At 69.7% G+C, this 12,289-nt stretch carries 14 protein-coding genes; 6 read left to right on the forward strand and 8 right to left on the reverse strand.

Annotation, left to right across the window (positions count from 1 at the left end; genetic code table 11):
• Positions 1–15 precede the first annotated feature (15 nt).
• The gene (locus tag ACE3TE_RS00360) at positions 16–663 is read right to left on the reverse strand and encodes an HAD hydrolase-like protein (RefSeq protein WP_374601151.1); all 648 of its coding nucleotides are present in this window, start codon (positions 661–663) and stop codon (positions 16–18) included.
• 1 nt (position 664) lies between these two features.
• Positions 665–1,840: a phosphoglycerate kinase gene (locus ACE3TE_RS00365; RefSeq protein WP_374601153.1), complete on the reverse strand. Its 1,176-nt coding sequence runs from the start codon at positions 1,838–1,840 to the stop codon at positions 665–667.
• 89 nt (positions 1,841–1,929) lie between these two features.
• Here ACE3TE_RS00365 and ACE3TE_RS00370 point away from each other — a divergent pair, with 89 nt between their 5' ends.
• The gene (locus tag ACE3TE_RS00370; protein ID WP_374601155.1) at positions 1,930–2,487 is read left to right on the forward strand and encodes a GNAT family N-acetyltransferase; all 558 of its coding nucleotides are present in this window, start codon (positions 1,930–1,932) and stop codon (positions 2,485–2,487) included.
• Positions 2,484–3,452 carry an L-threonylcarbamoyladenylate synthase gene (locus ACE3TE_RS00375; protein ID WP_374601157.1) on the forward strand — a complete coding sequence of 323 codons (969 nt, stop codon included), beginning with the start codon at positions 2,484–2,486 and terminating at the stop codon, positions 3,450–3,452. Before ACE3TE_RS00370 ends, ACE3TE_RS00375 begins: the two co-directional genes overlap by 4 nt.
• A 5-nt stretch (positions 3,453–3,457) precedes the next feature.
• On the opposite strand, the gene ACE3TE_RS00380 is transcribed toward ACE3TE_RS00375, so the two are convergent.
• The 3 genes from ACE3TE_RS00380 to gap form a co-directional block, all read right to left on the reverse strand.
• Positions 3,458–3,904, reverse strand: coding sequence for a hypothetical protein (locus tag ACE3TE_RS00380; protein ID WP_374601159.1), 447 nt, complete (start codon positions 3,902–3,904; stop codon positions 3,458–3,460).
• Positions 3,901–4,140, reverse strand: coding sequence for a helix-turn-helix transcriptional regulator (locus ACE3TE_RS00385; protein WP_374601161.1), 240 nt, complete (start codon positions 4,138–4,140; stop codon positions 3,901–3,903). The genes ACE3TE_RS00380 and ACE3TE_RS00385 overlap by 4 nt, the downstream gene beginning before the upstream one ends.
• A 187-nt stretch (positions 4,141–4,327) precedes the next feature.
• Positions 4,328–5,341, reverse strand: coding sequence for a type I glyceraldehyde-3-phosphate dehydrogenase (gene gap / locus ACE3TE_RS00390; RefSeq protein ID WP_374601163.1), 1,014 nt, complete (start codon positions 5,339–5,341; stop codon positions 4,328–4,330).
• A gap of 224 nt (positions 5,342–5,565) precedes the next feature.
• Here gap and ACE3TE_RS00395 point away from each other — a divergent pair, with 224 nt between their 5' ends.
• Together ACE3TE_RS00395 and ACE3TE_RS00400 are read left to right on the forward strand one after the other, a co-directional pair.
• Positions 5,566–6,186, forward strand: a complete 621-nt coding sequence (locus ACE3TE_RS00395) for an OmpW family protein (RefSeq protein ID WP_374601164.1) — start codon at positions 5,566–5,568, stop codon at positions 6,184–6,186.
• A gap of 47 nt (positions 6,187–6,233) precedes the next feature.
• A complete protein-coding gene (locus ACE3TE_RS00400; RefSeq protein WP_374601166.1) occupies positions 6,234–7,049 on the forward strand; it encodes a S1/P1 nuclease in 816 nt (271 codons plus the stop codon).
• A gap of 4 nt (positions 7,050–7,053) precedes the next feature.
• Here ACE3TE_RS00400 and ACE3TE_RS00405 read toward each other — a convergent pair whose 3' ends face one another.
• Both ACE3TE_RS00405 and ACE3TE_RS00410 read right to left on the reverse strand, forming a co-directional pair.
• Positions 7,054–8,568, reverse strand: a complete 1,515-nt coding sequence (locus tag ACE3TE_RS00405; protein ID WP_374601168.1) for a TonB family protein — start codon at positions 8,566–8,568, stop codon at positions 7,054–7,056.
• On the reverse strand, positions 8,558–8,926 hold the full coding sequence (locus tag ACE3TE_RS00410; RefSeq protein ID WP_374601170.1) for a BlaI/MecI/CopY family transcriptional regulator: 369 nt from the start codon (positions 8,924–8,926) through the stop codon (positions 8,558–8,560). The genes ACE3TE_RS00405 and ACE3TE_RS00410 overlap by 11 nt, the downstream gene beginning before the upstream one ends.
• 106 nt (positions 8,927–9,032) lie before the next feature.
• Between ACE3TE_RS00410 and ACE3TE_RS00415 the strand changes: the two genes are divergently transcribed.
• Together ACE3TE_RS00415 and ACE3TE_RS00420 are read left to right on the forward strand one after the other, a co-directional pair.
• The gene (locus ACE3TE_RS00415; protein ID WP_374601172.1) at positions 9,033–11,018 is read left to right on the forward strand and encodes an acetyl-CoA hydrolase/transferase C-terminal domain-containing protein; all 1,986 of its coding nucleotides are present in this window, start codon (positions 9,033–9,035) and stop codon (positions 11,016–11,018) included.
• Positions 11,019–11,047: 29 nt separating this feature from the next.
• Positions 11,048–11,914: an MBL fold metallo-hydrolase gene (locus tag ACE3TE_RS00420; RefSeq protein WP_374601174.1), complete on the forward strand. Its 867-nt coding sequence runs from the start codon at positions 11,048–11,050 to the stop codon at positions 11,912–11,914.
• A gap of 16 nt (positions 11,915–11,930) precedes the next feature.
• Here ACE3TE_RS00420 and ACE3TE_RS00425 read toward each other — a convergent pair whose 3' ends face one another.
• Entirely contained in the window at positions 11,931–12,284 is a 354-nt protein-coding gene (locus ACE3TE_RS00425) for a carboxymuconolactone decarboxylase family protein (protein ID WP_374601175.1), read from the reverse strand.
• Positions 12,285–12,289 lie beyond the last annotated feature (5 nt).

Raw genomic sequence — 12,289 nt, forward strand, 5'->3', positions numbered from 1 at the left:
TTTGACGGCCCTAAGCTAGCACGCGACCCCTGCAAACAATGCGCGCAGGTCCGCCGGGGAAGCGGCCAGGTGGCTGGCGCCGGCCTCGCGCAGTTCGCCTTCGCCGCCGAAGCCCCAGAGCACGCCCACCGAGGGCATGCCGTGGTGGCGGGCGCCGTGGATGTCCATGTGCCGGTCGCCGACCATCCAGCAGCCGTCCGCGGCCAGGCCAAGCCGGGACAGGGCCTCGCCGATCAGCTCGGGCTTGTGGCTCAGCCGGCCGCAGGGCGTGGCGCCGATGATGTCCTCGAAGTGCGCGCCGAAGGGCAGGTGTTCGACGATGCGGTGCGCATGCGGTTCGTTCTTGGCGGTGACCACGGCCAGCCGGTGGCCGTCGGCGGCCAGGGCCGCGACGGTGTCGCCGATGCCGGCATAGATGGCGTGCTCGCGCCAGCCGTGGGTGTCGAAACGTTCGCGGTAGTACTCCACGGCCTGCTCGACCCGCACCGGGTCGCCCAGCTTCGGCGCGAAGCTGTCGCGCAGCGGCGGGCCGATCCAGCCGCGAAGCTCGTGTTCGCCGGGCACCGGTTCGCCCAGGCGTTCGAAGGCGTGCACCACGCAGCGCGTGATGCCCTCGACCGAATCGATCAGGGTGCCGTCGAGGTCGAAGAAGATCGTCGCCACGTCAGCCCGCGCGGGCCTTGAGCGCCGCGACCGCGGGCAGCTCCTTGCCTTCGCAGAACTCCAGGAAGGCGCCGCCGCCGGTCGAGATGTAGCTGATGCCCTTCTCGACGCCGTACTTGTCCACGGCCGCCAGGGTGTCGCCGCCGCCGGCAATCGAGAAAGCCTTCGAATCGGCGATCGCGTGGGCGAGGACTTCGGTGCCCTTGCCGAAGGCGTCGAACTCGAACACGCCGACCGGGCCGTTCCAGATGACGCTGCCGGCCTTGGCGATCATGCCGGCGTAGCGCGAGGCGGTTTCCGGGCCGATGTCCAGGATCATGTCGTCGGGGCCGACCTCGGCCACCGGCTTCACCGTCGCCGGTGCGTCGGCGGCGAAGGCCGGGGCCACCACCACGTCGGTGGGCACCGGGATGTCGGCGCCGCGGGCCTTGGCGTCGGCCATGATCTGGCGCGCGGTGTCGAGCAGGTCGTTTTCGCACAGCGACTTGCCGACCGGGTGGCCGACCGCGGCGATGAAGGTGTTGGCGATGCCGCCGCCGACGATCAGCTGGTCGACCTTCGAGACCAGGGCGCCGAGCAGTTCGAGCTTGGTGCTGACCTTGGAGCCGGCGACGATCGCCAGCAGCGGCCGCGCCGGTTCGTGCAGGGCCTTGGCCAGGGCGTCGAGTTCCGCCATCAGCAGCGGGCCGCCGCAGGCCACTTTCGCGAAGCGGATGGCGCCGTGGGTCGAGGCCTGGGCGCGGTGGGCGGTGCCGAAGGCGTCCATGACGTAGACGTCGCACAGCGCCGCGTACTTCTTCGACAGCGCTTCGTCGTCGGCCTTCTCGCCGACGTTCATGCGGCAGTTTTCCAGCAGCACCAGCTGGCCGGGTTGGACCTGCACGCCATCGGTCCAGTCCTTCACCAGCGGCACCTCGCGACCCAGCAGTTCGCCCAGGCGCGCGGCGACCGGCGCCAGCGAATCCTCCTGCGTCCACACGCCTTCCTTCGGCCGGCCCAGGTGCGAGGTAACCATCACCGCGGCGCCCTTCTCAAGCGCCAGCTTCATCGTCGGCAGGGCGGCGGTGATGCGCTGTTCGGAGGTGATGCGCCCGTCCTTGACCGGCACGTTGAGGTCCTCGCGGATCAGGACGCGCTTGCCGGCCAGGTCGAGGTCGGCCATGCGGAGGATGGACATGGGGTGGCTCCGGATTCGGGGGAAGCCGCCATTTTCCCCCGCGGCGACGGCCGGCGGCAAACGCCGGGGCCGCGTGGGACAATGCCGGCATGGACGATTGCACCGACCTGCCCGTGATCGAAGGCCCGCGGGTCCGCCTGCGGCCGCTGCGGCGCGCGGACGCCGCGGCGCTGTTCACGCTCTACGCCGACCCGGAGGTCTGCCGCTACTGGAGCTTCGCGCCCTGGACCGACGCGGCCCAGGCCGAGGCCTGGCTGGACGAACGGATGGGCTGGAAACCGCCGGCGACCTTCGGCTGGGCGCTGGCGGACCGCGAGGACGATGCCTTCGTCGGCACCACCAGCCTGTTCTCGCTGAGCGGGCCCAACCGCCGGGCCGAACTGGGTTATTCGCTGCTGCCGTCCCGGCAGGGCCAGGGCCTGGCGCGTGAGGGCGTGGGCCTGGCGCTGGCCTTTGCCTTCGGACCGCTGGACCTGCAGCGCGTGGAAGCGGACGTTGATCCGCGCAACGAACCCTCCTGGCGGCTGCTTGAACATTTCGGATTCCAGCGCGAGGGCCTGCTGCGCAACCGCTGGCGGGTCGGCGACGAATTCGCCGATTCCTGGATCTACGGGCTGCTGCAGGACGACTACCGGAGGGCCGCATGAGCCAGACACTGCACGACGCCCTCAATGCCCTGCACCGCGGCGAGGCCATCGGCCTGCCGACCGAAACCGTTTATGGCCTGGCCGCCGATGCCAGCAACCCGGACGCCGTGCGCCGCATCTTCGCGCTCAAGGGCCGGCCGGCCGACCACCCGCTGATCGTTCACGTGGCCGGCGTCGAGGCGCTGGATGCGTGGGCACGTGATATTCCCGCCGCTGCCCGCCAGCTGGCCACCGCCTTCTGGCCCGGTCCGCTGACCCTGGTGCTGCACAAGCAGCCGCGCGTACCCGACGTGGTGACCGGTGGCCAGGACACCGTCGGACTGCGCTGTCCCGACCACCCCGTCGCCCTGGCCCTGCTGCGCGACTTCGGCGGCGGCCTGGCGGCGCCGTCGGCCAACCGTTTCGGCCACGTCAGCCCGACCACGGCGGCACACGTGCGCGCCGAATTCGGCGACGCGGTGCCCGTCGTGCTCGAGGGCGGCGACTGCACGATCGGCATCGAAAGCACCATCGTCGATTTCACCGGCGGCACGCCGCGCATCCTGCGCCCGGGCATGCTGGGTCGCGAGCGCATCGAGGCGGTGATCGGCCCGGTCGAAGCCGGCGCCACCGCGGCCAGCCCGCGCGCCTCTGGCACGCTCGAAGCCCACTACGCCCCGCGCACGCCGCTGCTGCTGCTGCCGCGCGCGGCGCTGGCGCCGGAAGCCTCTGAACAGCAGGCCCTGGGCAAGGCCGTGCAGGTGCTTGCCCTGGGCGAACTGCCCGGTGACACGTGCGGGCTGGCGCTACCTGCCACGCCGATCGACTACGCCCACGGCCTGTATGCGGCGCTGCGGGAGCTCGATGCCCGCGGCGCCAACCTGCTGCTCGCGGAGCGCCCGCCGGAAGGGGAGGCCTGGCTGGCCATCCATGACCGCCTCAGACGCTCGGCCGCCGGCGCCGGTTTCGGTGACGACGCGCCCTGAGCCGGTCAGGCCGACGCGTCTTCGTCGGCTTCAGCATCGGCCGTAGGTGACACCTGCTCGGCGAAAAGCGCCGGCAGCGCGACGCCGATGCCCAGCAGCGAAAGCCCCAGGGTCGCCCAGTCGCCGGCGGATCCCGGCATCGGCGCGCTCGCCAGTCCGGCCACAACCAGCCAGGCGAAGACCGCCGCCAGCAGCAACAGCATCACCCGGTGGGCCCGGGCCCCCGCCCGGTCCATCACCTGTCGCTCGAACTCATCGTGGGGCCGCGCGCCGGCACCCGTGACCCAATGCCCCTTCGCGAACCGCGAGGCCGCCATCACCATCAGCAGCATGCTCAGCAGGAAGGCAGCTTCCAGGAAGCCGCGGCCATTGCCACCCGGACTGGCGAGCTGGGCCACCAGGATCACCGCGAGCGCCGTGATCAGCGCCGCAATCGCGTACTTCGTCTTCATGGGTTTTCTCCTGCTTTCCTGAGGGTCTCCGCGACGGAGGGGAAGGGCTCGAACGAGAAGATCTGCTCGACCGGGACGCCGAAGAAGGCCGCGATCTTCATGGCCAGCTCGAGGCTGGGCTTGTAGTCGGCGCGCTCGAGGTAACCGACGGTCTGCGGATTGACGCCGACCGCCTCGGCCAGCTCGCGGCGGGATACGCCGCGGTCGGCCCGGAACAGGGAAATCCGGTTGTACATGGCAAATTGCCCCGGTGAACAATGATATGTACCGTAAACACAACATTTAGTGCTGTCAACAGATTTATTCGAGGCGGAGTTCGCCGTTCGGATCAGCGGTGTCCGGGCAAAAGAAAACCCCGGCCGGAGCCGGGGTTTTCGAGGGTCGCGTGATCGGGACTGAAGTCCCTCCCACAGGGGCTGCCGGTTACTTGGCGGCCATCAGGGCGAGGGTGGTGTCGAGCATACGGTTGGAGAAGCCCCACTCGTTGTCGTACCAGGAGCAGACCTTCACCAGCGTGCCGCCCATCACCTGGGTCAGCGTGCTGTCGTAGACCGAGCTGTGCGGGTCGTGGTTGAAGTCGATCGAGACCAGCGGCTTGGTGTTGAAGCCGAGGATGCCCTTGAGGGCGCCTTCCGAGGCAGCCTTCACCGCGGCGTCGATTTCTTCCTTGCTGGTCTCGCGCGCGGCGACGAAGGAGAGGTCGACGACCGAGACGTTGATGGTGGGCACGCGCATCGAGAAGCCGGTGAGCTTGCCGTTGAGTTCCGGCAGCACCAGGCCGACCGCGGCGGCGGCGCCGGTCTTGGTCGGGATCTGGCTCTGGGTGGCCGAACGGGCGCGGCGCAGGTCCTTGTGGAAGACGTCGGTCAGGACCTGGTCGTTGGTGTAGGCGTGGATGGTGGTCATCAGGCCGTGCACGATGCCGATCTTCTCGTGCAGCACCTTGGCCAGCGGCGCCAGGCAGTTGGTGGTGCAGGAGGCGTTCGAGATCACGGTGTCGGAAGCGCGCAGCACGCCTTCGTTGACGCCCATGACCACGGTGTTGTCCACGTCCTTGTCGCCCGGGGCCGAGATGATGACCTTCTTGGCGCCCGCGGTGATGTGCGCCGAGGCCTTGGCCTTGGAGGTGAACAGGCCGGTGCACTCGAGCACCACGTCCACGCCCAGCTCGCCCCAGGGCAGCTTGGCCGGGTCGCGCTCGGCGCAGACCTTGATGCGGTCGCCGTTCACGACCAGGTCGCCGCCTTCCACCGTCACCGTGCCCGGGAACTTGCCGTGGGCGGTGTCGTACTGGGTCAGGTGGGCGTTGGTTTCGGCATCACCCAGGTCGTTGATCGCCACGATGGTGATTTCGCTGGTGCGGTTGGCTTCGTACAGCGCACGCAGGATGTTGCGACCGATGCGGCCGTAGCCGTTGATGGCGACCTTGATGGACATGGATTCTCCTGGACCGGCCCGGCCGGCGAAAGGGTGGGTGGAAACGCCGGATTCTACCAAGCACGAGCTCCGGTCCCCAAACCAGCCCTTGTGGGAGGGACTTCAGTCCCAAAGGGCCTCGGGACTGAAGCCCCTCCCACAAGGGCTGGTTTGACTTGGCTCAAGGGCCCGGGGACCTGCCGGTAGGAAACTGGCGCCAGTTGATTCCCCACTGGAGTTCCACCATGCGTACCCTCCTTGCCACCCCGCTCGCCCTCGCCCTGGCGCTCGGTTTCTCCGCCCCGGCCCTGGCCCAGGAGGCCGGCGACTGGACCGTTTCCGTCGGCGCCCACGTCGTCGCCCCAAAGTCCGGCAACGGCACCCTGGCCGGCGGCGCGCTGGCGGCCGATGTCGGCGACGACTGGCGTCCGACCATCACCGCCGAGTACTTCTTCAGCCCCAACCTGGGCCTGGAAGTGCTGGCCGCCCTGCCCTTCGAGCACGACATCAAGCTCAACGGCGTCAAGGCCGGCTCCACCAAGCACCTGCCGCCGACCTTCACCCTGCAGTACCACTTCCGCAACGAGTCGATCGTCACCCCGTTCCTGGGCGCCGGCGTTAACTACACCCGCTTCTTCGACGAGAAGACCACCGGCCCGCTGGCCGGCACCGACCTGTCGCTGGACGCGTCCTGGGGCCTGGCCGCACACGCCGGCCTCGACTTCGCCATCGGTGAAGGCAAGTGGCTGCGTGTGGACGCGCGCCACATCGACATCGACACCGATGTGAAGGTCAACGGCGCCGGCGTCGGCACCGTGAACATCGACCCGTTGGTCTACGGCGCGGCCTTCGTCTGGGCCTTCTGAAGCCCGTGATGGCGGGATTCATGGCCGCTGGCGTAAAGTCCGCGGCCATGAAGCCGACCCTTATTGTCACCGCGCTGGCGCTCGCGCTGGCCACGCCCCCTGCCCTTGCCTGGAGCAAGCAGGGCCACCAGCTGGTCGGCGAACTCGCCGAACGCGAACTCTCGCCCGCGGCCCTCGCCGAGGTGCAGGCGCTGCTGGCCGATGAGCCCGAGCCGAGCCTGGCCGGCGTCTCGACCTGGGCCGACGAGATCCGCGCCGCGAAAACGCCGCTGGGCGAAACCAGCAAGCGCTGGCACTACGTCAACATCCCGGGCGAGGACTGCGATTACGCCGCGGCCCGCGACTGCCCGGACGGCGAGTGCGTGATCGGTGCGATCAACGCCCAGGCGAAGGTGCTGGGTGATGCCTCGCAGCCGCGCCAGGCACGCGTCGAAGCGCTGAAGTTCCTGGTGCACTTCGTCGGCGACGCGCACCAGCCGATGCACGCCGGCTATCCGCACGACCGCGGCGGCAACAACCACCAGCTCAACTACACCGGCAAGGGTTCGCCCGAAGGCGAAGGCACCAACCTGCACGGCGTCTGGGACTACTGGATCGTCCAGGGCGCTGGTTTGGACAACGCCGCCTATGCCGACCACCTGCAAACGCTGCCGCTGCCGGCCGACCCCGCCGCCGGCGCCAACAATCCGGCGCAGGCCTGGACCCTGGAATCCTGTCGCCTGATCCACGCCGAGGGTCTGTACCCGCCCGGCCGCAAGATCACCGACGCCTACCTCGACCAGCACCGTCCGGTCGCCGAAGCGCGCCTGCGGCTGGCCGGGGCGCGCCTGGCGGAACTGCTGGAGAAAACGCTGGTTCCCTGAGTAATCAGGCCTCGGGCGACTTGCCCGGCGGATCGAAGCGCACGGGGACCAGCACCCGACGCCGCACCGGCTTGCCGTCTTCCACGCCGGGCTGGAACTTCCAGCCCGCGGCGACCTGCATCGTATTGCGGGCAATCTCGGAATCTTCCGCGACCGTGCTTTTCTCCGGCACGAACCGGACCTCTTCGGCGCGACCATCCAGGCCCACCAGGACATTGAGCATGACCATCCCGCCTTCGCCGGCGTTCGCCGCGGCCTCGGGATAGGCAGGCGCCTCGCCTTCGATGCCCACCGCCGCCATGCCCGGCGCCGGCGGTCCCAAAGTCATTGTCATTTCGATCTCGATGCCCTTGAAGCTGCCGTCCGGCGATTGCTCGCCAATGCCGATGGCGGCCTGTTCGCGGGTGATCATGCGCGGCTCGCCGACCACTTCGCCGTCGCGCAGAAGCCGCGCCTTGATGTCGAAGGTGCCATCGGCCTGCGGCGTCACCCTCCAGGTGGTTTCCCAGTCCTGGCCGGCGTGCTCGAAGTTCGCCTGGTGGGACTGGCCGGGATCGACATCGGCCATGATGGCCGGGACCGGTTCGCCGTCCACCTTCGCGCGGATGTCCAGTCGCACCTTGCCCGGCGCCAGTTCGGAATGGCTCCCGGGCTGGGCGGCCCACGCAACGGCCGCCGCTGCCAGCCCAAGCAGGGACACGAGCACGAATCCGGCGAAACGACGGCGGCGGGAGGGGGGCGAATTTTTCAGCATGGCGAGTCGCTCCTTCATCGGATGGAAGCCGGACCAGTGGCAGCCCAGGGGCAGCGGCTGGTCGGCCAGGCAGGTCTTGAGCATCGCGTCGCCGTAGCGGCGGCGCTGCCCGGGGTAGCGGCGAAGCACGGCAGCGTCGCAGGCCAGTTCCTGGTCGCTGCGGAAACGCGCGGCCGCGAAGTGCACCAGCGGGTTGAACCAGAACAGCACCCGCAGCGCCGCCGCCAGCAGGCAGGCCGGCAGGTCACCGCGGCGAAGGTGTTCGGTTTCGTGGGCCAGCACCAGCTCGCGCTCCAGCGCGTCGTATCGCTGCTCGAAATCACCGGGCAGCACGATGCGCGGGCGCAGGCCCACCACGGCGGGCAGGCCGCGCGTGGCCAGGCACTGGTGGAAACCGTCGGGACGGCGCGACACCGGGCCCAGGCCCGCGAGGAAACGCCGCTGCTGGCCCAGCAACCAGGCCAGCACAGCCAGGGCGCCCGTCGCCCAGAGCCAGGGCAGCCACGCCAGCGGCTCGGCCACCGCCGGCATCGCCGGGGCAGACGCCGCAGGAACGACCATCGGCGCCACCCGCACCAGGACCGGCAGCACCGGCTCCGCGGCCGCCGGCAGCAGCACCGCGACCAGGCTTGCCGGCACCAGCACCCACAGCCCGTAGGCCGCGGCGGCGCCGAAGCGGCGGCGAACCGGCGTCCGCAGCACAAGTACCGCGAGCAGCGCGCCGGTCAGGGCCAGCGTCGGCTCGAACAGCCAGTCAATGGCCATCGTCGATGTCCTCCAGCAGCTGCCGCAGCTCGGCCAGGTCCTTTTTCGACAGGCGGCCGCTTTCAGTGAAGTGGGCGACCATCGGTGCAACCCGGCCGCCGAAAAGGCGGTCGACCAGGCCTTCGCTTTCCTGGCGCAGCCACTGTTCCCGCTGCAGCACCGGCGAATACAGGAAACGCCGGCCGTCGCGTTCGGCGCTGATCGCGCCCTTCTTCAGCAGCCGGTTGAGCAGGGTCTTCACCGTGGCTTCCTGCCAGCCCTGGCCGGCGGCCACGGCGGCGAAGACGTCTTCGGCCGCCATCGGGCTGGACTGCCACAGCGCCTGCATGACCACGGATTCGGCGTCGCTTATCTGCATTTCGATTACGTCCGTAAACTTTTCTACAGATTACGCCCGTAATCGCGGATGTCAAGAGGCTTCGGACGGGGTGCGATACTGGCCCCCGATGCCCATCGGACCCTCCATGACCGCGCGCCCGACCGCCCCGCCCGACCCTGCCCTGGAAACCGCCGTGGACCGGCTGCTGGCGCACGCCGGCGGCCAGCTGGTGCTGGCGGCGCCGCTGGGCCTGGGCAAACCGCACCGGCTGCTCAACGCCATCACCCGCCGGGTGGCCGCCGACGAGGCGCTGTCCCTGCACCTGCTGACGGCCCTGTCGCTGACGCCGCCCCCGGCGGGCAAGGGGCTGCAGCGACGCTTCCTGGCGCCGTTCCTGGCGCGGCAGTTCGGCGAGGACTTCCCGGTACTCGACTACGCCGTCGCGATGCGACGAAATGCACTGCCGGCCAACATCCGCGTCGAGGAGTTCTACCTGCAGTCGGGCGCCCTGCTCGGCTCGACGAGCACCCAGCGCGACTACGTCAGCCTCAACTACACCCATGTCGCCCGCGCGGTCGCCGCGCGCGGCGCAAACGCGCTGGTGCAGAAGGTCGCGCGCGAACCCGGCGGCACGCGCCTGAGCCTGAGCTGCAATCCGGACCTGAGCTTCGACCTGCTCGACGAAGTGCAGCGTCTCGGCAAGCCGCGCCCGATGCTGGTCGCCGAAGTGGATCCGAACCTGCCCTGGCTCGACGGCCCCTGCGCGGTGCCGGCGGAATTCTTCGACCTCGTGCTGGACCATCCGGCGCCCGCGCCGCGCCTGTTCGCGCTGCCCCGCGAACCCGTCGGCGACGCCGACCACGCCATCGGCCTGTACGCCAGCACCCTGGTGCGCGATGGCGGCACGCTGCAGATCGGCATCGGTTCGCTGGCCGATGCGCTGTGCCATGCGCTGGTGCTGCGACATACCCGCAACGACGACTACCTGGCCGCCCTCGACGCGCTCTCGCCGGGACTGGCGCAGTCGCCGCTCGTAAGGAAGGTCGGTGGCACGGCGCCGTTCTCCCAGGGTCTGTATGGCGCCAGCGAGATGGTCAACGACGGCTTCCGCGCCCTGGCCCAGGCCGGCGTGCTCAGCCGGCGCGTCCTGGATGACGTCGGCGCCATGGTGCGCATCAACCGGGACCAGGCCACTACGCAGGACCGTGAACGCCTGGCGCGCGAAGGTCGCTGGCTCGACGGCGCGTTCTATCTCGGATCGCACGCGCTCTACGACTGGCTGCGCGACATGCCCGCCGACCAGGCCCGCGGCATCGGCATGACCCGCGTCTCGCACATCAACCAGCTCTACGGCGCCCACGAAGCCCTGGAGCGCGAGCAGCGCCGCGACGCCCGCTTCTTCAACACCTGCATGATGATGACGGCCCTCGGCGCCGCGGTTTCCGATGCACTGGAAGACGGCCGCGTGGTGTCCGGCGTCGGTGGCCAGTACAACTTCGTCGCCATGGCGCATGCGCTGGACGATGCCCGTTCGGTCCTGATGCTGCGGGCCCGCCGCGGCCACGGTCGACACGCCACCGCCAACGTGCGCTGGAACTACGGCCACGTCACCATCCCGCGCCACCTGCGCGACATCGTCATCACCGAATACGGCATCGCCGACCTGCGCGGGCGCAGCGACGGCGAATGCGTTCAGGCCATGGCCGCGATCGCGCACGCCGACGACCAGGCGCCGCTGCTGGAGGCGGCACGAAAGTCCGGCAAACTCGACGCCGGGTTCCGCGCACCGGCGGACTGGTCAGCCAATACGCGGGCCGCGCTGGCCGCGCGCCTCGAGCCCCTGCGACTCGCCGGCGTGCTGCCTGACTACCCCATGGGCAGCGATTTCACGCCCGAGGAACAGCGGCTGGCCGCGGCCCTGGGATGGCTGGCCGCACGCACCAGCCACCCCGCCGGCCGCATCGCGACGGTGCTTGCGGCCATGCTGGGCGAGCAAGGCAGCGACGAAGCCGCAATGGAACGCATGGGGCTGCAGCGCCCACGCGGATTCGGCGAACGCCTCGAAGCTAGGCTGCTGCGGCATGCGCTGGCGAAATCCCGGGTTCATCCGGAACCGACCGCGCGCAGCTAGACTTGGAACACGCTTTCGGGAGACCCCTGATGCGCAAAGCCGACATCAAGCCGCACTACCACGAGGACTCCGGCACCTGGAGCTACCTGGTCAGCGACCCCGGCACGGGCCGCGCCGCACTGGTGGACCCGGTGCTCGACTTCGACCCCAGGGCCGGGCGCACGTCCACCGCCAGCGCCGAGCTGCTGCTGGCCTCGGTGCGCGAGGCCGGCGTGCAGGTGGACTGGATCCTGGAAACCCACGCCCACGCCGACCACCTCAGCGCCGGCCACTGGCTCAAGGAAAAACTCCCGGGCGCGAAGCTGGCCATCGGCCAGGGCATCCGCACGGTGCAGAAGACCTTCCGGCCGATCTTCAACCTGGGCGAACACTTCCCGGTGGACGGCTCGCAGTTCGACCACCTGTTTGGCGACGACGAAGTGTTTTCCATCGGCAACGTCGGCGCGCGGGTCATCCCCGTGCCGGGGCATACGAATGATTCGGTGGCCTACCTGGTCGGCGATGCGCTGTTCACCGGCGACTCGCTGTTCATGCCGGACGGCGGCACGGCGCGCTGCGATTTCCCGGGCGGCGACGCGGCCACGCTCTACCATTCGATACAGCGCCTGTTTTCACTGCCGGACGACACCCGCGTGTTCGTCTGCCACGACTACAGCCCGGGCGGCCGGGAGCCGCGCTGCGAAACCACCATCGGCGAACAGAAACGCTCGAACATCCACGTCCGCATCGGTACCGACGAGGAACAGTTCGTGCGCATGCGCACCGAACGCGATACCAGCCTGGCCATGCCCACGCTGATCCTGCCCTCGGTACAGGTGAACATCCACGCCGGCGAACTGCCCGAACCGGAAGCCAACGGCGTGCGCTACCTCAAGCTGCCGATCGACCTGCTGTAGCGGGGCTCCGCCGGCCTCAGCCTTCGCCGGATGGAGCCAGCTCGTCGAAGGCGCGCAGGGTTTCGGCGGCGTAGATCATCGACGGGCCGGCGCCCATGTAGATCGCCATCGACACGGTTTCCAGCACTTCCTCGCGGCTGGCGCCGGCGCGGATGGCGGCCTTGACGTGGAAGCCGATGCAGCCGTCGCAGCGGGTGGCGATGGCGATGCCGATGGCCAGCAACTCCTTGGTCTTGACGTCGAGCTGGCCGGGCGCGAGGGCTTCGCGCGCGAGCGAGCCGAAGGCCTTCATCGGCCCGGGCGCGCCGGCGCGCAGGCGACCGATGGCGGCGTTGAGGTCGTCGATCAGTTCGGGATAGGACTGGCTCACGGGAA

Origin of the sequence: Arenimonas sp. (genome assembly GCF_041919775.1) — a bacterium.
Taxonomy (GTDB): Bacteria; Pseudomonadota; Gammaproteobacteria; order Xanthomonadales; family Xanthomonadaceae; genus Arenimonas.